Origin of the sequence: Candidatus Poriferisocius sp. (assembly GCF_965219815.1) — a bacterium.
Taxonomy (GTDB): domain Bacteria; phylum Actinomycetota; class Acidimicrobiia; order Acidimicrobiales; family Bin134; genus Poriferisocius.
Genome location: NZ_OZ244791.1, coordinates 3,333,465 through 3,359,195 on the forward strand (window position 1 = coordinate 3,333,465; position 25,731 = coordinate 3,359,195).

Sequence of the window (25,731 nt, forward strand, 5' to 3'; positions counted from 1 at the left end):
TCGGCCAATTCCGCGACAAGGCCATTTTGCCGGAAAGCCCGTAGGATCGGAGGTATGCCGGTAGCCGCTTCCACACCCATTGAGCTGATTGAGAACGTGTATTCCACCCTGGACGAGCGGGTTGACGCCGCCCGGGAGCGTTTTGGCCGAGAGCTCACTTTGGCTGAGAAAATCCTGGTCAACCACCTTGACGACCCCACCGTCACCCCGGAGCGGGGAGCCACCTACGTGGATCTGCGCCCCGATCGGGTGGCCATGCAGGACGCCACCGCCCAGATGGCCTGGCTCCAGTTCATGACCGCCGGGCTAGACGAGGTGCAGGTGCCCACCACCACCCACTGCGACCACCTCATCTCGGCCCGCATCGACGCTAAGCGAGACCTGGCCGCGGCCCTCGACAACAACGAGGAGGTGTACGACTTTCTGGAGTCGGTGTGCGCCCGCTACGGCGCGGGTTTCTGGAAGCCGGGCTCTGGGATCATCCATCAGGTGGTGCTGGAGCAGTACGCCTTCCCCGGCGGCATGATGATCGGCACCGACAGCCACACCCCCAACGCCGGCGGCCTGGCCATGGTGGCGGTGGGCGTGGGCGGCGCCGACGCGGTGGACGTGATGACCGGATTCCCCTGGAATGTGCGCTGGCCCAAGCTCATCGGCGTACACCTCACCGGCGAGCTCGACGGCTGGGCCGCCCCCAAGGACGTGATCTTGAAGGTGGCCGAGATCCTCACCGTGGCCGGCGGCACCGGGGCCATCGTGGAGTACTTCGGGCCCGGCGCCCACTCCCTGTCGGCCACCGGCAAGGCCACCATCTGCAACATGGGGGCCGAGATCGGCGCCACCACCTCGCTGTTCGCCTACGACGACGCCATCGCCCGCTACCTCAAGGCCACCGGCCGCGAGGCGGTGGCCGACGCGGCCAACGCCTCCGCCCACAACCTGCGGGCCGACGACGCCGTGCTGGGCAGCCCCGGCGGTTACTTCGACCGGGTGGTGGAGATCGACCTGTCCGAGCTGGGACCGCACATCAACGGCCCCCACACCCCCGACCGGGCCCGCCCGGTGGCCGATCTGGGGTCCGAGGCCAAGCTGAACGGCTGGCCCCTGGAGGTGAGCGCCGCGCTGGTGGGGTCGTGTACCAACTCCAGCTACGAGGACATCACCCGGGCGGCCAGCATCGCCCGCCACGCCGCGGCCCACGGTCTCACCGCCAAGTCGCCCCTCATGGTCACCCCCGGTTCCGAGCAGGTGCGGGCCACCATCGAGCGCGACGGCCTCCTGGCCGACCTGGAGTCCATCGGGGCCACTGTGCTGGCCAATGCCTGCGGTCCCTGCATCGGCCAGTGGAACCGCGACGACGTGGCCGACGGCACCCCCAACAGCATCGTCACCAGCTACAACCGGAACTTCCCCAAGCGCAACGACGGCTACGCCTCCACCAACGCCTTCGTCACCTCCCCGGAGACGGTGGTGGCCCTGGCTTTGGCCGGCACGCTGGACTTCGACCCGGCCAGCGACACCATCACCGCCCCCGACGGCACCGAGGTGGCGCTCATGGTGGGTCCGGGCACCGAGCTGCCCGACCAGGGCTTCGACCCCGGCGCCAGCGGGTTCCTGGCCCCGCCCGACGACGGCAGCGGCGTGGATGTACGGGTGTCGCCCGACTCCGAGCGGCTCCAACTGCTCGAGCCCTTCTCCGCCTGGGACGGCCAGGACTTCACCGATCTGCCCGTGCTGCTCAAGGCCCAGGGCAAGTGCACCACCGACCACATCTCCATGGCCGGACCGTGGCTGCGCTACCGGGGCCACCTGGAGAACATCTCCGGCAACCTCTACCTGGGGGCGGTGAACGCCTTCACCGGCGCGGTGGGCGAGGGCAAGAACCAGCTTGACGGCACCACCGGATCGTTCCCCGACGTGGCCGCGGCCTACCACGCCGCCGGACAGCGCTGGGTGGTGGTGGGCGACCGCAACATCGGCGAGGGATCGTCCCGAGAGCACGCCGCCATGGAGCCCCGATTCCGGGGGTGCGCGGCGGTGATCGCCCGATCATTCGCCCGCATCCACGAGACCAACCTGAAGAAGCAGGGCGTTCTGGCCCTCACCTTCGCCGACCCCGACGACTACGACCGCATCGACGAGGACGACCGCATCTCGGTGCTCGGCCTGGCCGACCTGGCCCCTGGCACGCCGGTGCAGGTGCAGGCGGCCAAGCCCGACGGGACCACGGTGGACATCACCGCCGAGCACACCCTGTCGCACGACCAGATCGAGTGGTTCCAGGCGGGCAGCGCATTGAACCTGATCCGCCAGCGGACCATGGGCTGATCCGGCCTACGAACCGCCATGGACATCCGCCAGCTCGATGCCCTGTTGGCGATAGCCGAGCACAAGACGTTCTCCAAGGCGGCCCGGTCGCTGCACACCGTGCAGTCCAACGTGTCCAAGCACATCGCCAAGCTGGAGGAGGAGCTGGGCGCCATCCTGGTGGACCGCGACGCCGGCACCCTCACCGAGGAGGGGGAGGCCGTATTGGCCCGAGCCCGGCGCATCCGGGCCGAGACCGATGCCATCGCCCTGGACATGGCCGCCATGCGCGACGACATCTCCGGGGTGACCCGTCTGGGCACCATCGACTCCACCGCCCGGTGGCTGATCCCAATCGTTTTGCCCGCCCTAGAGGCCCAATACCCCAACATCCGACTCGAGGTGCTCACCGCCACCACCACCAGCCTCCTCCCCCAGGTGATCGCCGGAGATCTGCACAGCGCAGTGGTCAACCTGCCCCTGCACGATTCTGAGATCCGGGCTGAAGAGCTGTTCGCCGAAGACCGCCTGCTCATAGCCCCGCCCGACCACCCGCTGGCCCGCAAGTCCTCAGTGACCCCCTCCGAGCTGAGCCGCCACGAGCTGCTGCTGCCCCCGCCGGGCACTGCCTTTCGAGATGAGATTGACTCCGAGCTCAAGATCCAGGGCGTGGAGCTCACCACCCGGGCCGAGATCGACGGCATGAGGATGATCGCCACCCTGGTGCTCACCGGGTTCGGCGCCGCCATATTGCCTGCTACCGCCGCCCCCGACGACGGCCCCTGGCGGCGCATCCCCATCACCGGACTGGTGAGGCGCTCGGTGGGCCTGATCGTCAGCCGCCGGGTGGCCCCTTCGGCGGTCACCCGAGCGGTGCGAGACGTGATATTCGAAGTGGTGGGGACCCACGGCTACGACCAGGCCGGGGTGTACCCCAGTTGACGGCGGCAGAGCCACGAGAACGTAGACTTTGCTGTCTCGGTGCTTGTCCCCTTTGAGCACGGCGCGAGACTGACAGCACTGCCTATGACCGACGCCATGACCGCCACCGGCAACCGTCCCGACCGGGTACCGCTGCGAGCCGGAGCACCGGGATCGGCCCGAGCCTGGCTGGACTCATACGACGGCCGGGAATGCGTGGTCTTCGAGGTGGAGGACAACGAGGCCGACCGGGGAGCGCTGAGCCCGGCCGACAGCGAAACGCTGGAGCGAGCCGCCCAAGAGGCCCTTCTGCGCCGCGTGCCCCTGGTGGGGTTCATCGCCTCATCGGGCGCCGACATCGACTCGGGCATCGCGGCCACCATGGGCTGGGGCCGGGTGGCCAAGTCGGTGGTGGACTGCTCGGGTCAGGTGCCCACCATTTTCTGCGCCACCGGTCCGGCGGTGTCGGGGCCGGCCCTGCTGCTGGGCCTGGCCGACATCGCCATCGCCACCGAGGACAGCTACGCCTTCGTCTCTGGCCCCCGTATGGTCACCCAATTCACCGGCGAGGTGATCAGCAACCAGACCCTGGGCGGAGCCGGCCAGCTCTCTCGGCGCAGCGGGGTGGCCGCCTTCCTGGTGGACGACAAAGACGCCGCCTCCGATCTGGTGGGCGCGCTGTTGAGCCTGCTTCCCGCCCACGCCGACGAGCTGCCGCCCCGGTATCCGGTGGACGACCCGGTGGACCGCCCCACCCCCGAGCTGCGCGACATTCTCCCCGAGTCGCCGCTGGGCAGCTACGACATTCGAGATGTCATCCGGGCGGTGGCCGACGACGGCGACCTGCTGGAGTACAAGGCCGACTGGGCCGCCAACCTGGTGTGTGCCTTTGCCACCGTGGCCGGACGCCCGGTGGGGATCCTGGCCAACCAGCCCCAGACCCTGGCCGGAACGCTCGACATCGCGTGCAGCCAGAAGGGGGCCCGATTCGTGTCGTTCTGCGACGCATTCAACCTGCCGCTGGTGACCTTCGTGGACACCTCGGGCTTCCAGCCGGGCAAGGACCTGGAGTGGCGGGGCATCATCCGCCACGGCGCGCAACTGGCCTTCGCGTACGCCCGGGCCACCGTGGGCCGAGTCAACGTGACCCTGCGGAAGTCCTACGGCGGGGCCTACATCGTGATGGACTCCCGCCACATGGGAAACGACATCGCCCTGGCCTGGCCCTCAGCGGAGGTCGCGGTGATGGGCGCCCGGGGCGCGGTCGAGATCGTCCACCGCCGATCCAGCCCCGAGGAGCGAGCCGAACTCGAGGCCGCCTACGAGGAGCGCTACCTGAACCCCTACATCGCGGCCGAGCGGGGCTCGATCGACGCGGTGATCGACCCGGCCGACACCCGGGCCGAGGTGGCCGCCGCCTTGGATCTACTGGAGTCCAAGCGGGAGGCCCTCCCCCGCCGCCGCCACGACAACACCCCGCTGTGACCAGGGGCAACGCTCTCTCTAGGGCGAATGGAACAACCTGAGGTAAGCTGCGGCAGCGCCGGAGGGAGCAGGGAAAGGAGCCGTGCGTGCCTGAATCCATAACGATCACCGACAATCGGACCGGTGAGTCAATAGAGGTTCCGATTGTCGAAGGTGGTGTGGATGCCGCAGCGTGGCGAAAACTACTCCCCAACGTCTGGTTCTTAGACCCGTCCTTCAGCACCACCGCGGCCACCACCAGCGCGGTCAGCGAAGTGGACGGCGAGAACGGCATCCTGCGCTATCGGGGCTACCCCATCGAGCAGCTGGCCGAACACTCCACCTTCCTGGAGGTGGCCTACCTCCTGCTCCACGGCGAGCTCCCCACCCCTGGCGAATACGACGTGTGGGTACATGAGATCACCCACCACACCTTCATCCACGAGCGTTTCCGCAAGCGGTTCATGGAGTCGTTCCTCCACGATGCCCACCCGATGGGCATGTTCGTATCCACCATCGCCGCGCTGTCTACGTTCTATCCCGAGGCCAAAGACATCGAAGACCCCGAGAACCGCATGCACCAGATTGTGCGGCTCATCGCCAAAGTGCCCACCGTGGCCGCCGCGGGTTTCCGGTTCAACACCGGTATGCCGTTCGTCTACCCCGACAACAACCTGGACTTCGCCACCAACTTCCTGTCGATGATGTTCAAGATCGCCGAGCCCACCTACCAATGCGACCCGGCCTTCGCCCGGGCGCTCGACCTGCTGCTCATCACCCACGCCGACCACGGCCAGAACTGCTCCACCAGTACCGCCCGGGTGGTGGGAAGCGCCCACACCGACCCCTACTCGGTGATCTCCGCCGCGGCTTGCTCGCTGTACGGCCCCCGCCATGGCGGAGCCAACCAGGCCGTCATGGAGATGCTCGACGAGATCGGCAGCTACGAGAACATCGACCCGTTCATCAAGGCAGTCAAGGCCGGCGAGACCCGCCTGATGGGGTTCGGCCACCGGGTGTACAAGAACTACGACCCCCGGGCCCGCATCATCAAGCAGGCCGCCTACGACGTGTTCGAGGTGACCGGCTCCAACCCGCTGCTCGACATCGCCTTGAAGCTCGAAGAAGTGGCCCTGGCCGACGACTATTTCGTGAGCCGCCGCCTGTATCCCAATGTGGACTTCTACTCCGGGCTCATCTACCAGTCGATGGGGTTCCCCACCGACATGTTCACCGTGCTGTTCGCCATCGCCCGCACCGCCGGCTGGCTGGCCCACTGGGTAGAGCTCCTAGAACAAGACAGCCGCATAGCCCGCCCCCGCCAGGTCTACACCGGCTCCCAAGAACGCACCTACACCCCCATCAACCAGCGCTCCTAGCTGGTAACAGTGAGGCCGTCACGGAGGGCGGTTAGGAGGGCGGCGGCGGTTATGGCTGCCGTTTCTGAGCGGAGGACTGAGGAGCTGAGGCGGATGGCGCCTAGTTGGTGGCGTTCGGTTTTGGACCAGCCGCCTTCGGGGCCTATTAGGACGGTGGGGTGGTCGAGGGATGGGGGGTTGCCGGTGATGTCGGCTCGGATGGCGCCGGGGTGGGCGGCCAGGGTGGCGAAGTCGGTGGGCTCGCCGATCTCGGGGAGGCGCACTTGGCGGCTCTGCATGGCGGCTTCCCGGGCTACTCGGCGGAGACGCTCGGTGTGGCGGGTGGCTCGGTCGGGGTCCCAGCGGACCACGCTGTGTTCGGCGGTGAACGGGACGATGGCGTCCACGCCCAGTTCGGTGAGCTTTTGAACCACTAGTTCGGGGCGGCCGCCCTTGATGAGGGCGAAGCCGATGGTGAGGGGTGGCTGAGCGGCCTCAACGAACACCACCTCGCCGACGGGTTCAACCTCGCCTTCGGGGACTGACCCCATGCGGCAGATTCGCCATGAACCGGCCCCGTCGGAGGCGGCGAAGGAGTCGCCAGGCCGCAGTCGAAGCGAACGGGTTAGGTGATGGCGGTCCTCGTCGCGCAGCTCGGGGCGTTCTAGGTCATCGACGAAGACGTGGGGGCCGTCACCGCCGCCGGGCTTCACGGCGTCGTTTCCTGGTGGTGGGCGCCACCTCTTCGCCCCGCAGCTCGGCCAGCTGGTGGAGCAGGTCGATCTCGTCGTCGCTCAAACCGGTGGGCGTCTCCACCATGGCCTGCACCAGCACATCGCCCCGGCCTCGGCCCTCCAGTCGGGGCACGCCCCGGCCCCGGATGCGAAACACATCGCCGGACTGGGTGCCAGCGGGAATGTCCAATTCCTCCACGCTGTCCAGCGTCTCGTACTTGATGTTCACCCCTAGGGCGGCCTGGACCATGGTCAGGTGCAGCCGGTCCACCAGGTTGTCGCCGTCGCGCTGAAAGCGGGGATGGGGCTGCACATCGATATGCACGTACAGGTCCCCCGGAGGACCGCCCCGCGGCCCAACTGCTCCCCGGCGGGCCACCCGAAGCGTGGACCCCTGGCCCACCCCGGCGGGGACGGTCACCGTGTAGTCCCGGTCGCCCACAACTCGACCGTCACCCCCGCACTCGCGGCACGGGTCGGCGATCACCTCGCCGCTGCCCGAGCAGGCGTCGCACACCGTGCGAGTAACCATCTGGCCGAGGATCGACTGGCGCACCCGCTGCACCTGGCCAATGCCGTCGCAGGTACCGCAGGTAATCGGCTGGCTCCCCTCGGCCGCGCCCCGGCCGTCGCAGGGCTCGCACACCGTGGCGGTGCGCACGGTCACCTCGGCATCGGCACCCAGCACCGCGTCTTCAAAATCGAGCGTCAGCACCGCCTCCAGGTCGGCGCCCCGCTGGGGACCGGTCCGGGTCCGCCCGCCTGCGGTGCCGAACGGACTCCCGCCGAACGGGCTGGCCCCTCCGAAGAAGGCGTCGAAAATGTCGTTCAGGTTCATGCCCGAGAACGGGTCGCCCCCGCCGGCTGCTCCCGGCGCGGTGCCGAAGCGGTCGTAGTGGGCCCGCTTCTGGGGGTCGCTCAGCGTCTCGTAGGCCAGGGCGATCTCCTTGAAGCGGGCCTCAGCATCAGCATCGTCGGGATTGGCGTCGGGGTGGTACTGGCGGGCCAGCTTGCGGAATGCCTTCTTGAGGTCGTCCTCGGTGGCATCTCGGCCCACGCCGAGCAGCTCGTAGAAGTCAGCAGCCATGGGCTAGGGGGCCGACAGCCTGTCGCCCAGGTTCTGGCTCACCACCGCCACCGCGGCCAGCGCTTGGGGATAGTTCATGCGGGTGGGACCCAGCACCCCGATGGAGCCCACCGGCTGGCCGGCCACCTCGTAGGGGGCCACAATCAGCGAGCACTCGGCCAACGGCGCCACTCCGGTCTCTGAGCCGATGGCCACCGTGAGGCCTCGATCCAGAATGTCTCTCACCAACGAGACAACCACCAACTGCTTCTCCAGTATTCCCAGAACCGACCGAACCGTCTCGGTGGCGTCGAAAAGGCCGGCCACGCTGGCCGCCCCACCCACGTAGAGCTGCTCCTCGGCATCGCTCAGATCGGCCAGCGATTCCAGCACCCGGGCCGCCAGCGGGGTCAGGGCATGGGCCAGCTCGCGATCTCGCAAGGCGCTGGCCGGTCTTCCCGCCAGCAGGTCGGTGAGCTGGGTGGACGCCCGAGCCATCTCCACCGAGTCGGCGGGCCGGTCCACCTCGATGGTGCGCTTGTCCACCGATCCGTTCTCGTACACCACCAGGGCCATCACCAACCGCTCCGACAGGTCCACCAGGCTCACCGACCGGATGGTGGCGGTGGAGTGCTGGGGGGCAACCACCAAGGCGGCATAGGCGGTGAGGTCGGCCAACAGGGCGCTGGTGTCGGCCAGCATCTGCTCGAGTTCGCTGTGGGTCGTGTCGAAGAAAACCCGCACTTGCTGGCGCTCGGTGCGGCCCAGAGTGCCGGACACGTCGGAGAGGGTGTCCACGAAATGGCGGTAGCCCTTCTCGGTGGGGATGCGGCCCGCGCTGGTGTGGGGCTGGCTCAGGTATCCGGCCTGCTCTAGGGCCAGCATCTCGTTGCGGACCGTGGCCGGGGACACGCCCAAGTCGGCGATCTCGGAGACGTGCGAGGAGCCCACGGGCTGGGTTGTGGAGATGTAGCCCTCCACCACAGCCCGCAACACCGCAGCCTTGCGGGCCGAAAGCGTCTCGCCTTGGGTCCCCATAAGGCTTGAATACTACTGGTCTGGCCCGATCTGCCACCCAGCAGACGCTGGCCGGGGGCCTCAGTCGTCGAGCCGGAGGGCGGAGATGAACGCCTCTTGGGGCACGTCCACCCGGCCGATGGCCTTCATCTTCTTCTTGCCGGCCTTCTGGTTCTCCAGCAGCTTGCGCTTGCGGGTCACGTCGCCGCCGTACAGCTTGGCGGTGACATCCTTGCGGAACGCTTTGACCGTCTCCCGGGCGATGATCTTGCCGCCGATGGCCGCCTGGATGGGCACGTCGAACTGCTGGCGGGGGATCAGCTCCTTGAGCTTCTCGGTCATGCGCCGACCGTAGGAATAGGCCGAATCACGGTGGACGATGGAGCTGAAGGCGTCCACCGGCTCGTGTTGGAGCAGGATGTCCACCTTGGTGAGATCGGACGCGGCGTAGCCGTCGGGCTCGTAGTCCAGGCTGGCGTAGCCCTGGGTGCGGCTCTTGAGCTGGTCGAAGAAGTCCACCACCACCTCGGCCAGCGGCAGCCGATAGGCCAGCTCCACCCGCTCGGGCGACAGGTACTCCATTTTCTTCATCTCTCCCCGGCGGTCCTGGCACAGCTCCATAAGGGTGCCGGTGTAGTCGGCGGGGGCGATGATGGTGGCGGCCAGCATGGGCTCCTGGATGCCCTGCACCTCGGCGGCCGGGGGCATGGCCGAGGGGTTGTCCACCTCCAACTCTTCGCCGCTGGCCAGCTCCACCCGGTAGGCCACTGAGGGAGCGGTGGCGATGAGGCTGAGGCCGAACTCCCGCTCGAGGCGCTCCCGCACGATCTCCATGTGGAGGAGTCCCAGGAATCCGCACCGGAAGCCGAACCCCAACGCGCCCGACGACTCCGGCTGGTAGTTGAAGCTGGAGTCGCTCACCCGCAGCCGCTCCAGCGAGTCGCGCAATGCAGCGAACTCGTCGCCGTCGATGGGATACAGCCCGCAGAACACCATCGACTTGGGCTCCTGGTAGCCGGCCAGCGGCTCGGCCGCGCCGTCGCGGGCCGTGGTGACGGTCTCCCCCGACCGGGCCTCGGCCACGTTCTTCATGCCGGCGATGAGGTAGCCCACCTCGCCCGGTCCCAGCTCTTCAACTGGTGTCGGCTGGGGGCGCCACACGCCTATCTCGTCAGCCTCCCGGTCGGTGCGAGCTTGCATGAACCGGATCTTGGCCCCCGACCGCATCCGCCCGTTCATCACCCGCACCGAGCTGACCACCCCCCGGTATTGGTCGAAGTGAGAGTCGAAGATGAGCGCCTGGAGCGGGGCGTCGGGGTCGCCCACCGGCGGCGGGGTGAGAGCCACCACCGCGTCCAGCAGCTCCTTCACGCCCTCGCCGGTTTTGGCGCTGATGTGCAGCACGTCTTCGGCGGCGATGCCCAGCACCTGCTCGATCTCCTCGGCCCGGCGCTCCGGTTCGGCCGCAGGCAAATCGATCTTGTTCAGTGCGGCCACCACCTCCAGCTCGTTCTCCAGAGCCTGATAGCAGTTGGCCAGCGTCTGAGCTTCGATGCCCTGGGCCGCGTCTACCAAGAGGATGACCGACTCGCAGGCGGCCAGGGAGCGGCTCACCTCATAGCCGAAGTCCACGTGTCCGGGAGTGTCGATGAGGTTGATCACGCAGCCGTCGTGGTCGAGGCGGACGCTCTGGAGCTTGATGGTGATGCCCCGCTCCCGCTCCAAGTCCATGGAGTCGAGATATTGGGCGCGCATATCCCGGGGGTCCACCGCCCCGCACAGCTCCAGCATGCGGTCGGCAAGGGTCGACTTGCCGTGGTCGATGTGGGCGATGATCGAGGTATTGCGGATGTGGGAGAGATCCATGGGAACCGAGTAACGCTACCGCCCTTATTCCCTAGGTTCCCATGTGGTTACCAGGGTTTGGGGGACGGTAGAGTTGTCATTCTGTGGCAAACATCAAGAGCCAGATAAAGCGCAATCGCCAAAACGAGAAGCGCCGCCAGCGCAACCGGGCCGTGCGCTCGGAGGTCATCACCCGCACCCGGACCGCGGAGGCCGCCGCAGAACACGGCGAAGCCGAGGAGACCGCCGAGGCGGCCCGCATGGCCATCAAGCGCATCGACAAGGCGGCCAGCAAGGGCGTGCTCCACCCCAACACCGCCGCCCGGAAGAAGTCCCGCTTGATGAAGCGCCTGGCCCGGCTCCAGGCTGAGTAGCCCCAGTCCAACCCGCAGCCTCTAGCGATTGAGCTGGGTCAGGCGGGCCACCAGCACTTCCAGCACCGCTTCGGCAGGCATGGCCGTGGCACCTCGCAAGTCCAAGTCGGCTTGGGCCAGCATCTCGATGGATCGGGCGACCCGCTTCGACCCCAGCTTCCTCACCTGGCGCAGCGCCTTTCGGGCCGGGAAGGTGGAGCCCTTGATGCCCAGCAGTTCGGCCGCCTCCTTCTCGTCGGCCGCGTCGGCCCCGTCCAAGCGCAGCAGGCGGTTGTGGTGGTTGTAGAGAGTGGACAGCACCTGCATCTCATTGCGGCCACCGGCGTGGAGCATGCGGCGCAGCTTGTCCAAGGCGTCGGCGATGTTGCCCGACTCCACCGCATCGGTGAGCTCCCAGGGGGGCACCGACCCGGCCTCCCAGATGAACGGGGCCACATCGTCGGCCTCCAATGCCCGATCCGGGCCATAGGCCGAGGCCAGGGTGGTGAGCACCGCGGGCAGGCGGCTCATGTCCTCCCCCAGGTGGTCGGCCAGCAGCCGCTTGGCCCCGGCCCGCAGCCGGAGCCCCGCGGCGGCGATCTGCGTGTCCATCCACTTGGCCGCGCCGTCGCGGCCTCGGGGTATCCCGGCACCGACCAAGTCGCCGCCGGCCGCGGCCACCGCCTCCGATAGGCGCTTGGGCACTGCGTTCAGCCGCTGGAGCGCCGGCCCCTTCTCCCACACCAGCACCAGATCGGTGGTGTCCAGCGGTTGCTCCAGATAGCCCAGCAGGGGGCCGAGCGAATCCACGGTGGAGAACCGGCCCATCTCCCGGCCCACCACCACCCGCCGCTCGGTGAGGAACGGCGGGGTCTGGGCCGCGTCCACCAACGGTGCGATGTGGTAGTCGTCGTCCTCCAGGTAGGCGGCCTCGGTCAGCTCGGCCACCATCAGCGACCGGTCGCCGTCGCCCACCAGACCGGCCACTCGGTCTCGTACCGCATTGGACAACAACACCTCGTCATCGCCGTGCAGGAGAACCACTGTGGCGCTCATGAATGATTCCGCTCCTGTTGGAGGAGGGCGCTCATGAAGTCGGCCACCCGGCGGGTGCCGGCCACGTCATGGGCCCGAAGAATCCGACTGCCCAGCCCGACGCCCAGCGCGTGGGCCGCCAGCGTGGCCTCCCGCCTGTTGCCCACCTCGGTTCCGGTCAGCGCCCCCAAAAAGCCCTTGTTGGACACCGACAGAAACACCGGATAGCCCAAATCCACCAGCTCCTGAGACCGGCGAAGCAGCTCGGCCGACATCTCGGGGGTCTTGCCCAGATCGTGGCCGGCGTCGAGCATGATCCGCTGCGGGGGAATGCCCGCGTCCACCGCCCACTGAGCCCGCTCCGACAAGAACCGGCTCACCTCCTCCACCAGGTCGTGGTACACCGGCTCGGGATCGGCCACCCTGGGAGCGAGGCGCACGTGGCAGGCCACCACCGAGGCGCCTGCTGCCGAGGCTTCATGGAGGAAATCGGGGTCGGCGAATCCGCTGATGTCATTGCCCACCACCGCCCCGGAGGCGTAGCTCTCCCGGGCCACCGAGGCCCGCCAAGTGTCCACCGAGATGGGCAGGTCGAAGCGCTTCCGCAGCGCCTCGATAGCCGGCACCACCCGGTCCATCTCCTCTTCCTCGGTCACCTCGGGGCCGGGACCGGCCTTCACCCCGCCCACGTCCAAGAAGTCGGCCCCCTCGGCCACCAGCTCCTCGGCTTTGGCCAAGAAAGCATCGAAGTCCCAGTACTGGCCGGCGTCGTAGAACGAGTCGGGCGTGCGATTCAAAATGCCCATGACCAGGGCACGGGTGGTCACGTCATAGCGATGCGGCCCCAGCTCCACGATCACGCAGGCGACGCTACACCGCGCCGGTGACGATTTGGGATGCCAGCGGAGTGACCGCCACTGCCAGGCGGGGGTCGTGGGAAGTCACTTCCACGACGAGGCTGCCGACCAGGACTTGCTGGCCATTGCGGACGGTTCGGGCCCCTCCTATGCGGTGGGCGGGTGGGGCGATGACTGTGCCCACGTGCATGCGCTCTTGCAGCGATCGAATCTGGTCGCGCTGGGACTTGGTTCCCCGGTCGGCCACTGCCAGATCCACCGCGCCGACTCCGGCCCGGCGCAGATCCTCCAGCAGCCGCTCGGTTGAGCGGCTGGGTCCGAGTACGACCACCACCGTCTCGTCGTGGCGCCACACCTCGACCCCGGAGTCGAGCACGGTGTGGAACGGCGGGTCGGCTATTCGCAGGGCCACCGCCGGCACCAGCAGCGCGGCGGTCAGCCCGAGAGCGGCCGCGGCGCGCAGCAGGCGACCCCGGGCCAGCCACCAGCCCCCGGCGCCGATGGCCACCGCGATCAGATGGAGCGTCCGCAGCTCGCCGAGCCGGGCCGATGCCGACCACCCAGCCACGGCCTGGATCCAGCCGATGCCCAGGTCGGTGGGCCAGTGGATAGCGTGAGCCAGCGGGCCGCCCGCCAGCCCAGCTACCAGCCCGGCCGACAGGCTCCACATCATGATCGGCCCGGCCACCGGGGCGGCCAGCAGGTTGGCCGGCAGCGAGGCCACCGGCACTCCGCCGAAGGTGGCGATCAGCAGGGGCGCCACGGCCAACTGCGCCGACACGGTCACCGCCAGAGCGTCGGCCAATATCCGAGGTCCCCGCAGGCGCTCGGCCAGACGGGGTGCCCACAAGATGATGCCCGTCGAAGCGGCCACCGACAGCCGAAACGCCACCGAGTGCACCAGCAGCGGATCAACCAGCACTAACAGGGCCACGGCCAGGGCCAGCACCCGGCGGCTGGACGCCTCCCGGCCCAACAAAGTGGCAGTGGCCGCGATGGCCGCCATGACCGAGGCCCGCAGCACCGAGGGCTCAAACCGGGTGACCAGGGCGAAGAAGCCGATGGCCCCGAGGGTGAGCACCCAGCGGCCCCGGTAGTCGAACCGCTCGATCAGGGGTCGGGCCAGGATTAGAACAAAGGCCACGTTCTGGCCCGACACAGCCAGCAAGTGCGTGAGGCCCGCGGCCCGGAAATCGTCGGACACCACCGGTGACTGGTGGCGGTCGTCGCCGTATGACAGCCCGGTGAACAGGGCGAGGCGGTCGTCGTCCAGGGTCTGAGCGCCTCGGGCGATGGTGCGGCGCAGCCAGTTGGCCATCCGAAATGGAAAGGGCCCGTCCCGATAGTGGTGGACGCGGTCGATGTTCAGCCGGTTGGCTACGTGGCGGGCCGCTTGGTAGTCGGGCAGCGGCTGGATGGGCCGGACGCTGCCGGAGATGCTGATGCGATCCCCGGCCAGTCGGTCGCCCAGGTCTCGGGCGGCGCGGCCGTAGGCCCACGCCTCATAGCGCCGTCCTTCCGCCCGCACGAACACCCGCATTCCCTCGCCGACCGGCACCGGATCAGACACCAGGGTGGCTTCGCCCTCGAAGGCCGCGGGCTCAAGCGGATAGAGGCCCGCCCAGGCCCGGGCCCCCAGCGATGAGCCCATCAGCAAGACCGCGGCCACCAGAAGCCACGGTTTGCGGACGGCCAAGGCCACTGCCACCAGGGCAATCGCGGGAATCAGCGGGACGGCCGCCGACCACCAGGCGCCGGCCATGGCCGCCACCGCCAGTGCCACCGCGTGGCGGTCGCTCACACTGCGACCAAGTCGCGGATCTGCTCCAGCTTGGCCGGGCCGATGCCGGACACGGCCAGCAGCCCGTCTACCGAGGCGAACCCACCGACGCGCTGGCGGTGGTCGATGATGGCCGCCGCTGTGGCCGGCCCCACCCCGGGCAGCGACTCAAGCTGCTCGGCGGTGGCGGTGTTGAGGTTCAGCGGCCCGGAATGGGCGGTCGCACCGCTGCCCGCCGATCCATTCCCGCCCAGAGGCGCGGGTATTGCCGTCTGTCCGAGCCGAGGGAAGTACATCCAGAGTCCGTCCGACAACGGGGCGGCCAGATTCACCCGGTCGTGGTCGGCGTCGGGCGTCAGCCCCCCGGCCGCCTCCACCAAGTCGAGCACCCGGGCCTCGCCCCGAAAGAGGTACACCCCCGGGGCGTGGACCGCGCCGGCGGCGTGTACCAGTATCGGCACCGCCTCAGCCACCGGAGTCGGGCGGGCGGGCAGCGGCGTTGCCATGGGAATCACCGCCTCGGGCCGAGGAGCGCTGCTGGCCCCCGCCATCAGATAGGCCGCCACCGCAATGGCGGCCACCAGTCCGCCACCGACCATCAACAGCCGGGGCCCGGTGATCAAGTGCCGGTAGTCATCCACCATCTCCCTGACCCTCTCTGCGGGGGTCAGCCGGGGAGGCGGCAATGAGGAGTCTTCCATTGGCCCGTCCGGGCGCGGCGCGCCATGCCAGTGGCGGGGGAAGCGGCTTCAGAGTATCAGCCGAAAATCAGAATCGACAGGGCCAACGCCCTGTCCCCGGCTGCCTGCGGCAGCTCAGTAAAGCTGGGTGGTGAGTCGCCGTCGATAGACAGATGTACGGGGATCGTCAGAGCCCATTATCTCCAACAGGTCGACGAACTCCTGGCGGGCGTCAGAATCGGCCTTCACCCGGCCCAGCAGATCATCGAGCCGGGCCTCGACATCCCCATTGTCGGCCCCGCCGCCGGTGCGGGCCAGCGCAGCCACCCGACGGACCTCGGCGGTCTCGGGAATGCGCTCCAATAGCTCCAGGGCTTCGGTGCCCCGGCCATCGGCCACCATCAGATCGGCCAGCCCCACCACTGCGCCCTCATGGTCGGCGTCCAGCTCCAATGCCCGCCGCAGAGAGGCCTCATCGCCGACGGCCACCAGAGCCTCCACCTCGCTCTCCTGCTCGGTGGGAATCAGACGCTGCACGAACTCAGCCACCGCGGCCTCGCCCTGGGCGCCGATGAACCCGTCGATCACCTTGCCGTCGCGCATGGCGTACACCGCGGGGATGCTCTGAACCTGGAAGGCCTGAGCGGTCTGGGGGTTGTCGTCCACGTTGACTTTGGCCAGCTCCACCGCCCCGCCGGTGGCTGCCACCGCCTGTTCCAGAATCGGCCCCAGCGTTTTGCACGGCCCGCACCACGGCGCCCACAAGTCCACCACCACCGCCACGGTGTGGGAGCGCTCGACCACTTCGGTGGTAAACGTCGCATCAGTCACATCGGCCATCGGCTACCTCTCATCGAACCAGATTGAACGCTAGCGTGACCTCTCGCATGGACCACATCCGAGGCATCCAGCACGACGCGGTCAGCGCGTGGTTCGAGGCCAACGTGCCCGGCGTCGCCCTGCCGCTGACGTTCGAGCTGATCGCCGGAGGGCACTCCAACCTCACCTTCAAAGCCACCGATGCCGACGGCCAGCGTTACGTGTTGCGCCGGCCACCGCTGTACCAGGTGCTGGCCACCGCCCACGACATGGGCCGAGAGCACAAGATCATCGCCGCCCTAGCCGACACCGACGTGCCGGTGCCCCAGGCCTTCGGGTTGTGCGAAGACGAACAGGTGAACGAGCGACCCTTCTATGTCATGGACTTCGTGGACGGGAAGGTAGTGCGCAACCGCAAGCACGCGGCCGCGTTGACCCCTGAGGTGCGCTGGACTGCCTCCCAGTCGATTGCCGAGACGCTGGCCCACATCCACGCAGTTGACGTGGACGAGGTGGGGCTGGGAGATCTAGGGCGCAAGGAGGACTACATCGCCCGTCAGCTCCGGCGCTGGCTGCGCCAATTCGAGGAGTCCAAGACCCAGGACCGCCCCCAGATCCAAGAGGTTCATGACCACCTAGTGGCCCGCATCCCCGAACAGGGCCAAGCCGGGATCGTCCACGGCGACTACCGCTTGGACAACTGCATGCTGAGCGATGAAGGCGAAGTGCTGGCCGTGCTCGACTGGGAGCTGTGCACCCTGGGCGATCGCAACGCCGACGTGGCCCAGCTTCTGGTGTATTGGGCTGAGCCCGATGACTCGGAATTCGCGTTGGACGATCCCCCCACCGGCGAGGCCGGATTCGCCAGCCGAGCCGAGATGTTCGACCTCTACTCGGAGGTGTCCGGGCGCGAAATAGACAACTTCGGGTACTACATGGCCTTCGGCTACTGGAAGCTGGCCTGCATCCTGGAGGGCGTCTACAGCCGCTATGTGGGCGGGGCCATGGGCGACAAGGCACCGCCGCAGGGGGCCGACAGCTTTGTCGCCCGGGTGGACGCGCTGGTTGAAATGGCCACATCGGCTGCGGAGCAAGTGGCATGAGCAGCGAACTGATCACCGTCCACCAAGAACTCGAATTGGCCGATCCCGTGCTGGTGGTTGCCTTTGACGGATGGGTGGATGCCGGTTTCGGCATGCGCAACGCCACCGAGATCATGTTGAAGGCCGACGACGCCGCGCTGGTGGCCAGCTTCGATGCCGATCTGCTGGTGGACCACCGGGCCCGCCGCCCCACTATGACCGTTCGGGACGGCCGGCTGGACCACATCAGCTGGCCGGCCATCCGCCTCCAGCAGGTGAGCGATCTGGACCAGCGGGCGTTCCTGTTGCTTCACGGGCCGGAACCCGATTTTCGCTGGCAGGCATTCTGCGCGGCCGTTGACGAGCTCGCGCAGCAGCTTGGAGTAGCCCGAGTGGTGTCTCTGGGGGCGTATCCCGCCGCGGTGCCCCATACCCGGCCGGTGCGGCTGTCGGCCACCGGCACTTCCCAAGACCTGATCGAGCGGTTCGGCTCTCCCGCGGGCACCCTGGAGGTTCCCGCCGGGATCAGCGCGGCATTGGCCAAACGATTCGAGGCCGCCGGATTGGAAACGGTGTCGGTATGGGCTCAGGTGCCCCACTATGCGTCCGGTTCTCCGTTCCCCGCCGCCACCGCGGCGCTTTTCCAGGGTCTTCGAACCGTGGCCGATCTGCGGTTCGACCCGGCGCCGCTGATTGCCGAGGGGCTGGAGGTGTCCCGTCGGCTCGACACCATGATCGCCCAGAACGCCAGCCACAAGCGCCTGCTAGGCCAACTGGAAAGCGCCTATGACACCAGCATGGGAGAGTCGGGCGAGGAAATACCCACCGGCGACGAGCTGGCCGAAGAGCTGGAGCGCTTCTTGCGCGACCAGGACGAAAGCAAGTGACCGCGACCACCACCCGAGAGGACAGAGCATGAAGCTAGATGGAGGCCTCGTTACCAGAGCGGCCAGAAAGGGATCGGTTGGACCCCTAGGGGATGCCGCCGACAACGCCCGCAACTTGGAGGCCGCCGGCTACGACGGGATCTGGTCGGCTGAACTCGACCACGACCCGTTCCTGCCGCTGGTGCTGGCCGCCGAGCACACCACCCGCATCCAGATCGGAACCTCGATTGCGGTGTCATTCGCCCGCAATCCGATGATCTTGGCCAACATAGGATGGGATCTTCAGGCCTACTCCAGCGGGCGCTTCGTTCTCGGCCTGGGCTCTCAGATAAAGCCCCACATCACCAAGCGATTCTCCATGCCCTGGTCTCACCCCGCCGCCCGCATGAAGGAGATGATCGACGCCGTCAAAGCCATATGGGAATGCTGGGAGACCGGGGAGAAGCTGAGCTTTCGGGGCGAGTTCTACCAGCACACGCTCATGACGCCGATGTTCAGCCCCGGCGCCAACCCCTTCGGCCCTCCCCCCATCCATCTGGCCGCGGTGGGCGACCTCATGACCGAGGCGGCCGGCGGGAGCGCCGACGGCTGGATCAGCCACGGGTTCACCACCCCCAGCTACGTGCGGGAGGTGTCGCTGCCCGCCCTAGAGCGCGGCGCCGCCCGTGCAGGCCGCGATCCCATGGACATCGAGGTTTCGATGCCCGTGTTCATCGTCACCGGTGAGACCGAGGAGGAGATGGCGTCGGCGGCCCAAGCAGCCCGCCAGCAACTGGCCTTCTATGGTTCCACCCCCGCATACCGCCCGGTGCTCGAGCACCACGGCTGGGGCGACGCCCAAGACGAGCTGAACCGCATGTCCAAGCAAGGCCAGTGGGTGGAGATGGCCGACGTGATCGACGACACCATGCTGGGGACCTTCGGCGTGGTGGCCGAGCCCCAGAACCTGGCCAGCGGCGTGGCGGCCAGCTACGGCGGGCTTATCGACCGCATGTCGTTCGGCCAGGGTCTCCGGGCCGACGGACCGTGGGGAGAAGTGCGCGAGGCGCTGCGAGCCATTCCGGGCCGTTCACATCAATAGAACCGCAGAAATAGGGCTGCCCGAATAGGGTTGCACCCGTGGAGACAGAGGATCCGTCCGACTTTCACGAGGGACTGGCCCAAGCCGAAGAGGCGGCCATCAACCCCCACAAGGAGTGGGACCGGGGCCGAGCCGAGCCCCCGGAGGTGCGCGACGACGGATTCGGCGGGCGCATCCTGAACCTGTATCGCCGCGACCACACTGAGGCGGTGCTGCGCAACAGCGCGGTGTTCTCCACCCGGGTGGTGGCCGAGTCGATGACCCCGTTCATGGGGCCGCTGATGCTGGGGATGGACGGCGACGAGCACACTGCCTATCGGGGGCTGGTGTCTAGGGCGTTTCGATCCTCGGCGCTAGCCCGCTGGGAGACCGAGCTGGTGGCGCCCATCGTCAACGAGCTACTCGACGGCATCGCCCCTCGGGGGCGGGCCGATCTGGTGGCCGAGCTCACCCAGCGCTTCCCCACCCGAGTGATCGCGGGAATCATGGGGGTGCCGCTGGATGACGCCGACCAATTCCGGCTGTGGTCCGAGCAGGTGAGCGCCGGGCCTCTCTACCCCGAGCCGGGCCATGCCGCCTCACAGGCGATGCGCGACTACCTCCACCCCATCGTGGAGGACCGCAAGCAGAACCCCCAAAACGACCTGATAAGCGACATTATCCACGCCGAAATCGACGGCCAGCGCCTCGACGACGAGCACATCTACGGCTTTTTGCTGCTGTTGATGCCCGCCGGGGCCGAGACCACATCCCGAGAGCTGGGCATCGCCTTGACGGCGTTGCTGACCGACGACAGCTGGCTCAACCGGCTCAAGGGCGATTGGTCGCTGCTCGACCAGGTGATCGAGGAGACCCTGCGATGGGAAAGCTCCGCCCCCCTAGCCACCCGGGAGGCCACCGAGGACATCGAGTTGGACGGCTGCCCCATCCCGGCCGGCACCCGCCTCATGATGACCATGACGTCGGCCAACCGGGACGAGCGGGTGTATGCCGACGGCGACCGCTGGAATCCCGACCGTGAGCAGCCCGTACCCCACATGGCGTTCGGCTGGGGGCGGCACCTGTGCTTGGGCATGCACCTGGCCCGCCTGGAGATGCGGGTAGCGCTGCCGGCCATTCTCGAGCGGCTTCCCGGCCTGCGCCTCGATCCCGACGCCGATCCGCCGCTCATCCGGGGGGTGGCGTTCCGTGGCCCCGAGGAGCTCCACGTGGTCTGGGACGTCTGAGCGGCGCTGCTAGCAGGTCGCTAGACCACCACGTTGACCAGTTTGGGCGGGCGGGCGATAACCCGCCGGGGCTCCCCCCCGTCGAGATACTGCTGGACTCGCTCTGAAGCCAGCGCCAGCGCCTCGGCGTCGGCCTCGGCGATGTCGGCGGCTACCTCGATGCGGTCGCGCACCTTGCCGTTCACCTGCACCACCATGGTCACCGTCTCCAGCACCAGCTTGGCCTCATCGGCAGTAGGCCACGGCTCGGTGTGGATATTCCCACGCCGGCGCATCTCCCACAGCTCGGCGCAGATGTGGGGCACCATGGGCGCCATCACCAACAGCAAAGAGTCGATGGCGAACGCCAGCGTGTCATGGTGGGGGCCTTCGTCACGCTGCACGTAGCGGTACAGCTCGTTGGTGAACTCCATGCAACCGGCCACCGCGGTGTTATACGACCAACGGTCGAACTCGGCGGTGATGCGGTGAATGTGCCGATGGGTGGCCGCGTCGATGGCGTCGTCAGCCGGCGTGGTAGCGCCGGTGCGGGCCGGATTGGCCCGCTCAGCGGTGCCCGCGGCCAGTCGCCACAGCCGGCCCAGGAACCGGGCGCAGCCCTCGAGGCCGAAGTCCTCCCAGTCCACGTCCTCGGCCGGTGGTTTCACCTGCAAGATGGCCAGGCGCAGCGTGTCGGCCCCGTGGGCATCGATGAAGTCCTCGGGGGCCACCAAGTTGCCCTTCGACTTGGACATCTTCCCCCCGCCCATTCGCACCATGCCCTGGGTGAACAGCCGCTGGAAGGGCTCTCGCAGTCCGGCGGGGGCCACCCCCAGATCGGACAGCGCCCGGGTGAAGAATCGGGCGTACATCAAGTGCAAGATGGCGTGCTCAACACCGCCGATGTACTGGTCCACCGGCAGCCACCGCTCCAGCGCCTGGGTGCTGAACGGCAGCTCGGAGTTGTGGGGGTCGGCGAAGCGCAGGAAATACCAGGAGGAGTCCACAAACGTGTCCATGGTGTCGGTCTCCCGGCGGGCCGGTCCGCCGCAGGCGGGGCACTCAGTGTGCAAGAAGCCCGGATGGTCCACCAGCGGTGAGCGGCCGGTGGGCATGAAGGCCACGTCGTCGGGCAGCCCCACCGGCAGGTCCTCGTAGGGCACCGGCACCGCCCCGCACTCCTCGCAGTACACGATGGGAATAGGGCAGCCCCAGTAGCGCTGGCGGGACAGCAGCCAGTCGCGCAGCCGGTAGTTCACCTTGCGCTCGCCGATGCCCTGGCTTTCCAGCCAGTCGATGGCCGCGGCCTTGGCCTCTTCCATCCACAGCCCGTTCAGCCAGTCGCTGTTGATCGACGGTCCGTCGCCGGTATAGGCCTCGCCGTCGAAGTCCTCGGGGGGCTGAACAGTGCGGATGATGGGCAGGCCGTAGGCGGTGGCGAAGTCCCAGTCGCGCTGATCCTCTCCGGGCACCGCCATGATCGCCCCAGTGCCGTAAGTGGTGAGCACGTAGTCGGCCAAGTACAGCGGGATGGGCTGGCCGGTGAACGGGTTGATCACCCGGGTGCCGGTGTCCACTCCCCGCTTGTCGGCGGGGCCCTCGGCCGACAGACGCTCGAATTCGCTGCGCTCGCCCACCGCCGCGATGAACGCCTCCACCTCGGCTCGGCGATCCTCGGTCACCAACTCGGGCACCCGGGCGTGTTCGGGGGACATCACCGCAAAGGTCATGCCGAAGCTGGTGTCGGGCCGGGTGGTGAACACCGCAATCCCGTCGACGTCGTCGCGGGGATTGCCGTCGGCATCGGCAATCGGCAGGGTGAAGTCGGCTCCCTCGGAGCGGCCGATCCAGTTGCGCTGCATGGTCTTGACCCGGTTGGGCCAGTCCACGCCGTCAAGACCCTCCAGCAGCTCTTCGGCATAGGCGGTGATGCGGTAGAACCACTGTTCCAACTCGCGTTGCTGGGCCACGTTGCTGCAACGCTCGCAGGTGCCGTCGCCCAGCACCTGCTCGTTGGCCAGCACCGTCTGGCAGCCGGGGCACCAGTTCACCGGAGCCGTGGCCCGGTATACCAGGCCGGCCTCGTAGAACTTCAGGAAGATCCACTGGGTGAAGCGGATGTAGTCGGGGTCGTGGCTGCTCAGCGTCCGGCGCCAGTCGTATACCGCGCCGATACGGCGCAGCGACGACGACAGCCGCTCAATGTTGGCCTCGGTGTGCTCTCGGGGGTGGGTGCCGGTCTTTATGGCCGCGTTCTCCGCCGGCAGGCCGAAGCTATCGAAGCCGATGGGCGACAGCACGCCGTCGCCCTGCATGGTGCGGTAGCGCACCAGAAGGTCGCCGAAGGTGTAGTTGCGGACGTGGCCGATGTGGGCTGGACCGCTGGGATAGGGGTACATGCTCAGCACGTAGTACGGCGGCCGGGGGTCGTCGTTGTCGATGTCGTAGGTGGCGTCGTCAACCCAGCGCTGCTGCCATTTGGGCTCGATAGCCGCCGGGTCGTAGCCGTCCATCGCCGCTAAATCTACCGAGCCTCAGGACGAGGCCAATAACCGTTATCCCATGTGGGTCAGCCCTTTGACGGCTGGTAAAGTTCCCTCTTCGCGGGGCTGTAGCTCAGTTGGCTAGAGCGCTTGCATGGCATGCAAGAGGTCGTGGGTTCGAGTCCCATCAGCTCCACCACCTGCTGTCGCCGCTTCGCTGATTTCGCTCTACGAGCCGCTGAGGTGTACCTCGGCGGCGTGGACGAGGTCGGCGCTGGAGCGGGCGGTCCACACGGTGTAAGTGCCGGGATCGACGTACCAGCCGGGATCGTTTCGCTTGTGCGATTCCCCGGCCGGAACCGGGTTGCCAACCTCCAGCCCCGGCGGTGACTGATCACCGGGGTCGTAGTAGGCAAAAGCCCGCCGGTTGAGCACGATTCGGGCGGTGGTGCGTTCACCGGGGGCCAGGTGGACCTTGGCGAATCCCTTCAGCTCCCGCACCGGGCGGTGCAGCAGCGACGGGGGCGGCTCCACGTACACCTGCACCACGTCGCTGCCCGGCCGGTCGCCGGTGTTGACCACGTCGACTTCTAGGATCACCGGGTCGGCCAGGTCGGTATCGCCCCCGCCCGACACCCGGGGCTCTGACCACTCGAAGGTGGCGTATGACAGGCCGTGGCCGAAGGGCACGGCCGGCTCGATGGCTCGGGCGTCAAACCAGCGGTGACCGATGTAGAGACCCTCTCCGTAGCGCACCACCCCGTTCTCGCCGGGATAGTTCAGATACGCCGGGCTGTGCTCATAGCGGGCCGGCACGGTCATCGCCATGCGACCACCGGGGTCGGCCGCACCGAACAGCACGTCGGCCACTGCGTAGCCCATCTCCTGGCCCCCGAAGCCGGCCACCAGCACCCCGGCGGCCTCGCCGGCCCAGTCGAGATTGCACGCTCCCCCGGTGTTCACCACCACCACGGTGTTGGGGTTGGCCGCCGCCACCCGGCGGATCAGCTCGGACTGGTCGCCGGGCAGGTCGAACCAGTCCCGGTCGCGCCCTTCGGTCTCCCAATCGGCGTTGGTGCCCACCACCACCACGGCTACGTCGGCGGCGGCCGCGGCCTCCTCAGCCTCGGCGATCAAGTCCCGATCTACCTGCGACTTCAGGCCCACCCGGGCTCCGCATAGCATGAAGCTGTCGCGGCTGGAGTACTCGATGACAATCGGCGTCTCCCGGCCCGCGGTGAGCTGCACCGGGGCGGAGATCACCTCTGAGCCCATGCCGAAGAAGTCGTCTCCCCGGTCGTAGTCGCCCTCGGTGGCGTCCAGCACCACCTCGCCATCGAGCAATACCCGGCAGCGTCCGAGCTGAACCAGCCCCACGGTGTGCTGGCCGGTGTCCTCGGCCACCAGCACTCCCGACGCCCGCACCGAAAACGCCTCGGGGTTCACCCCCGGTCCCGGCTCGCCGAAGAACACCATCTCACCCGAGGCCGACTCGCGGGAATGCACCACCGGGCCCGACCAGTCGTGGCCGTTGAAGTACTCCAGGCGGAGCTTGCCCTTCAGCATCGGAGCCGAAAGCGCGATCAGAGAGCGCTCGATATCGCAGCCCTGGGCATAGCGGACGTCGAGATCGGGGTGCTCCTCGTCCAGCGCGTCCATCAGGCTCACATTGCGATACGCCTGCACGGTGGCCGATCCCCCGCCCATGATCTGGGCCTTCCGGGCGTTGGGGCCGATCACCGCCACCGAACCCGACGTGGTCGGATCCAGCGGCAGCAGCCCGTTGTTGGCCACCAGAACCGTCCCCGCCGCGGCTGCTCCCCGCAGCAGCGCTTGATCCTCAGGGCGATCCAACTCCTGCTCCTGTCCGGGCTCACACCCGTCGTCGCCGGCCAATGCCCCGGTGCGCTCCAGTAGACGCAGCACGTCACCGGCAATCCGGTCGAGGTGGCCCTCGTCCATCTCCCCCGCGGCCAGCGCTTCGCCGATCGGCCCCTGGTTGTACCACTGGCCCGGCCCGGGCATCTCCAGGCTCAGCCCGGCGCGAGCCGACCCCGCGGTGGACCGGGCCGCGAACCAGTCGGAGATCACGAACCCGTCGAACCCCCACTCCTCCCGCAGCACCTGGGTGAGCAGCCATTCGTTCTCTGAGCAGAAGGTGCCGTTGAGCCGGTTGTAGGCGCTCATGATCCCCCACGTACCGCCTTCGGCCACCGCATACTCGAACGGCACCAGATACAGCTCCCGCAGGGTGCGCTCGTCCACCTGGGAGTCGATGGTGTTGCGCTCGAACTCGGAGTCGTTGGCCACAAAGTGCTTCGGGGTGGTGGCCACCCCTCGGGACTGCACCCCCCGCACGAACGCCGCGGCCACCAACCCAGACAGAATCGGATCCTCGCTGTAACACTCGAAGTTTCGTCCCCCCAGCGGGTTGCGGTGCAGATTGATGGTGGGGGCCAACAGCACCCGGCAGCCCTTGGCCCGGGCCTCGTCGCCCAACACCCCACCCAGCCGCTCCACCAGCTCAGGATCCCAGGTGGCGCCCAGCACCGCCCCGGCCGGAATGCAGGCGGTGGCCGTCCCGGTGCCCAGCAGCCCGCCGCCCCGGGCCCCATTGGGACCATCAGTGACCCCGATGGCGGGAATGCCCGCCTCCGGGAAGCTCTTGGTAGTCCAGATGGCCTCACCGGCCACCAGGTCGGCCTTTTCCTCAGTGCTCAGCGCAGCCAGCCGCGATTCAACAGTTTCCGACATGGT

The 25,731-nt window shown here is 68.0% G+C and carries 20 protein-coding genes and 1 tRNA gene; 10 read left to right on the top strand and 11 right to left on the bottom strand.

Translation table 11 applies throughout. The features are described 5' to 3' along the window. The first annotated feature begins 54 nt into the window (after positions 1–54). The 4 genes from ACOQPI_RS15995 (at position 55) to ACOQPI_RS16010 (ending at position 6,071) form a co-directional block, all read left to right on the top strand. Positions 55–2,328 (top strand): aconitate hydratase, encoded by a 2,274-nt coding sequence (locus ACOQPI_RS15995; protein ID WP_420620611.1) that lies wholly within the window; start codon positions 55–57, stop codon positions 2,326–2,328. 18 nt (positions 2,329–2,346) lie between these two features. Then, the gene (locus ACOQPI_RS16000) at positions 2,347–3,249 is read left to right on the top strand and encodes a LysR family transcriptional regulator (RefSeq protein ID WP_420620612.1); all 903 of its coding nucleotides are present in this window, start codon (positions 2,347–2,349) and stop codon (positions 3,247–3,249) included. An 84-nt stretch (positions 3,250–3,333) separates the two neighbouring features. Further along, positions 3,334–4,713, top strand: a complete 1,380-nt coding sequence (locus tag ACOQPI_RS16005) for an acyl-CoA carboxylase subunit beta (protein ID WP_420620613.1) — start codon at positions 3,334–3,336, stop codon at positions 4,711–4,713. 86 nt (positions 4,714–4,799) lie between these two features. Continuing rightward, positions 4,800–6,071: a citrate synthase gene (locus ACOQPI_RS16010; RefSeq protein ID WP_420620614.1), complete on the top strand. Its 1,272-nt coding sequence runs from the start codon at positions 4,800–4,802 to the stop codon at positions 6,069–6,071. Here the strand turns inward: ACOQPI_RS16010 and ACOQPI_RS16015 are convergent. The 4 genes from ACOQPI_RS16015 to lepA are packed head-to-tail and all read right to left on the bottom strand — an operon-like array spanning position 6,068 to position 10,733. After that, positions 6,068–6,763: an RsmE family RNA methyltransferase gene (locus tag ACOQPI_RS16015; protein ID WP_420620615.1), complete on the bottom strand. Its 696-nt coding sequence runs from the start codon at positions 6,761–6,763 to the stop codon at positions 6,068–6,070. The genes ACOQPI_RS16010 and ACOQPI_RS16015 overlap by 4 nt on opposite strands. Next, positions 6,744–7,871 (bottom strand): molecular chaperone DnaJ, encoded by a 1,128-nt coding sequence (gene dnaJ / locus ACOQPI_RS16020; protein ID WP_420620616.1) that lies wholly within the window; start codon positions 7,869–7,871, stop codon positions 6,744–6,746. Before dnaJ ends, ACOQPI_RS16015 begins: the two co-directional genes overlap by 20 nt. A gap of 3 nt (positions 7,872–7,874) precedes the next feature. Further along, positions 7,875–8,888 carry a heat-inducible transcriptional repressor HrcA gene (gene hrcA, locus ACOQPI_RS16025; RefSeq protein ID WP_420620617.1) on the bottom strand — a complete coding sequence of 338 codons (1,014 nt, stop codon included), beginning with the start codon at positions 8,886–8,888 and terminating at the stop codon, positions 7,875–7,877. A gap of 60 nt (positions 8,889–8,948) precedes the next feature. After that, positions 8,949–10,733, bottom strand: coding sequence for a translation elongation factor 4 (lepA, locus tag ACOQPI_RS16030; RefSeq protein ID WP_420620618.1), 1,785 nt, complete (start codon positions 10,731–10,733; stop codon positions 8,949–8,951). Between the two features lie 83 nt (positions 10,734–10,816). Between lepA and rpsT the strand changes: the two genes are divergently transcribed. After that, positions 10,817–11,086, top strand: a complete 270-nt coding sequence (gene rpsT / locus ACOQPI_RS16035; protein ID WP_420620619.1) for a 30S ribosomal protein S20 — start codon at positions 10,817–10,819, stop codon at positions 11,084–11,086. 21 nt (positions 11,087–11,107) lie between these two features. Here rpsT and holA read toward each other — a convergent pair whose 3' ends face one another. The 5 genes from holA to ACOQPI_RS16060 form a co-directional block, all read right to left on the bottom strand. Then, positions 11,108–12,121 carry a DNA polymerase III subunit delta gene (gene holA, locus ACOQPI_RS16040; RefSeq protein WP_420620620.1) on the bottom strand — a complete coding sequence of 338 codons (1,014 nt, stop codon included), beginning with the start codon at positions 12,119–12,121 and terminating at the stop codon, positions 11,108–11,110. Continuing rightward, positions 12,118–12,960 carry a dihydropteroate synthase gene (folP, locus tag ACOQPI_RS16045; protein ID WP_419850283.1) on the bottom strand — a complete coding sequence of 281 codons (843 nt, stop codon included), beginning with the start codon at positions 12,958–12,960 and terminating at the stop codon, positions 12,118–12,120. The genes holA and folP overlap by 4 nt, the downstream gene beginning before the upstream one ends. A gap of 10 nt (positions 12,961–12,970) precedes the next feature. After that, positions 12,971–14,758: a ComEC/Rec2 family competence protein gene (locus tag ACOQPI_RS16050; RefSeq protein WP_420620621.1), complete on the bottom strand. Its 1,788-nt coding sequence runs from the start codon at positions 14,756–14,758 to the stop codon at positions 12,971–12,973. Then, on the bottom strand, positions 14,755–15,438 hold the full coding sequence (locus tag ACOQPI_RS16055) for a helix-hairpin-helix domain-containing protein (protein WP_420620622.1): 684 nt from the start codon (positions 15,436–15,438) through the stop codon (positions 14,755–14,757). Before ACOQPI_RS16055 ends, ACOQPI_RS16050 begins: the two co-directional genes overlap by 4 nt. 114 nt (positions 15,439–15,552) lie before the next feature. Next, positions 15,553–16,257 (bottom strand): tetratricopeptide repeat protein, encoded by a 705-nt coding sequence (locus ACOQPI_RS16060; protein ID WP_420620623.1) that lies wholly within the window; start codon positions 16,255–16,257, stop codon positions 15,553–15,555. A gap of 35 nt (positions 16,258–16,292) precedes the next feature. Between ACOQPI_RS16060 and ACOQPI_RS16065 the strand changes: the two genes are divergently transcribed. From ACOQPI_RS16065 to ACOQPI_RS16080, 4 genes are read left to right on the top strand one after another with little or no spacing between them, the layout of a single operon-like run. Then, on the top strand, positions 16,293–17,339 hold the full coding sequence (locus tag ACOQPI_RS16065) for a phosphotransferase family protein (RefSeq protein WP_420620624.1): 1,047 nt from the start codon (positions 16,293–16,295) through the stop codon (positions 17,337–17,339). Continuing rightward, the gene (locus ACOQPI_RS16070; RefSeq protein WP_420620625.1) at positions 17,336–18,205 is read left to right on the top strand and encodes a proteasome assembly chaperone family protein; all 870 of its coding nucleotides are present in this window, start codon (positions 17,336–17,338) and stop codon (positions 18,203–18,205) included. The genes ACOQPI_RS16065 and ACOQPI_RS16070 overlap by 4 nt, the downstream gene beginning before the upstream one ends. Before the next feature lie 28 nt (positions 18,206–18,233). Next, positions 18,234–19,286, top strand: a complete 1,053-nt coding sequence (locus ACOQPI_RS16075) for a TIGR03617 family F420-dependent LLM class oxidoreductase (RefSeq protein ID WP_420620626.1) — start codon at positions 18,234–18,236, stop codon at positions 19,284–19,286. A gap of 38 nt (positions 19,287–19,324) precedes the next feature. Then, entirely contained in the window at positions 19,325–20,512 is a 1,188-nt protein-coding gene (locus ACOQPI_RS16080) for a cytochrome P450 (protein WP_420620627.1), read from the top strand. A 20-nt stretch (positions 20,513–20,532) separates the two neighbouring features. On the opposite strand, the gene leuS is transcribed toward ACOQPI_RS16080, so the two are convergent. Further along, positions 20,533–23,004 carry a leucine--tRNA ligase gene (gene leuS / locus ACOQPI_RS16085; RefSeq protein WP_420620628.1) on the bottom strand — a complete coding sequence of 824 codons (2,472 nt, stop codon included), beginning with the start codon at positions 23,002–23,004 and terminating at the stop codon, positions 20,533–20,535. Between the two features lie 92 nt (positions 23,005–23,096). Here leuS and ACOQPI_RS16090 point away from each other — a divergent pair. Beyond that, a tRNA-Ala gene (locus ACOQPI_RS16090) sits at positions 23,097–23,173 on the top strand. A 29-nt stretch (positions 23,174–23,202) separates the two neighbouring features. On the opposite strand, the gene ACOQPI_RS16095 is transcribed toward ACOQPI_RS16090, so the two are convergent. Further along, a complete protein-coding gene (locus ACOQPI_RS16095; RefSeq protein ID WP_420620629.1) occupies positions 23,203–25,728 on the bottom strand; it encodes a glycoside hydrolase family 3 protein in 2,526 nt (841 codons plus the stop codon). Positions 25,729–25,731 lie beyond the last annotated feature (3 nt).

Coding starts and splice junctions, on each gene's coding strand:
- ACOQPI_RS16060 (WP_420620623.1), bottom strand. CDS start 16,257: ATGGCCGATGTGACTGATGCGACGTTTACCACCGAAGTGGTCGAGCGC.
- ACOQPI_RS16055 (WP_420620622.1), bottom strand. CDS start 15,438: ATGGAAGACTCCTCATTGCCGCCTCCCCGGCTGACCCCCGCAGAGAGG.
- ACOQPI_RS16075 (WP_420620626.1), top strand. CDS start 18,234: ATGAAGCTAGATGGAGGCCTCGTTACCAGAGCGGCCAGAAAGGGATCG.
- hrcA (WP_420620617.1), bottom strand. CDS start 8,888: ATGGGGACCCAAGGCGAGACGCTTTCGGCCCGCAAGGCTGCGGTGTTG.
- ACOQPI_RS16000 (WP_420620612.1), top strand. CDS start 2,347: ATGGACATCCGCCAGCTCGATGCCCTGTTGGCGATAGCCGAGCACAAG.
- ACOQPI_RS16095 (WP_420620629.1), bottom strand. CDS start 25,728: ATGTCGGAAACTGTTGAATCGCGGCTGGCTGCGCTGAGCACTGAGGAA.
- ACOQPI_RS16070 (WP_420620625.1), top strand. CDS start 17,336: ATGAGCAGCGAACTGATCACCGTCCACCAAGAACTCGAATTGGCCGAT.
- holA (WP_420620620.1), bottom strand. CDS start 12,121: ATGAGCGCCACAGTGGTTCTCCTGCACGGCGATGACGAGGTGTTGTTG.
- lepA (WP_420620618.1), bottom strand. CDS start 10,733: ATGGATCTCTCCCACATCCGCAATACCTCGATCATCGCCCACATCGAC.
- ACOQPI_RS15995 (WP_420620611.1), top strand. CDS start 55: ATGCCGGTAGCCGCTTCCACACCCATTGAGCTGATTGAGAACGTGTAT.
- leuS (WP_420620628.1), bottom strand. CDS start 23,004: ATGGACGGCTACGACCCGGCGGCTATCGAGCCCAAATGGCAGCAGCGC.
- dnaJ (WP_420620616.1), bottom strand. CDS start 7,871: ATGGCTGCTGACTTCTACGAGCTGCTCGGCGTGGGCCGAGATGCCACC.
- ACOQPI_RS16005 (WP_420620613.1), top strand. CDS start 3,334: ATGACCGACGCCATGACCGCCACCGGCAACCGTCCCGACCGGGTACCG.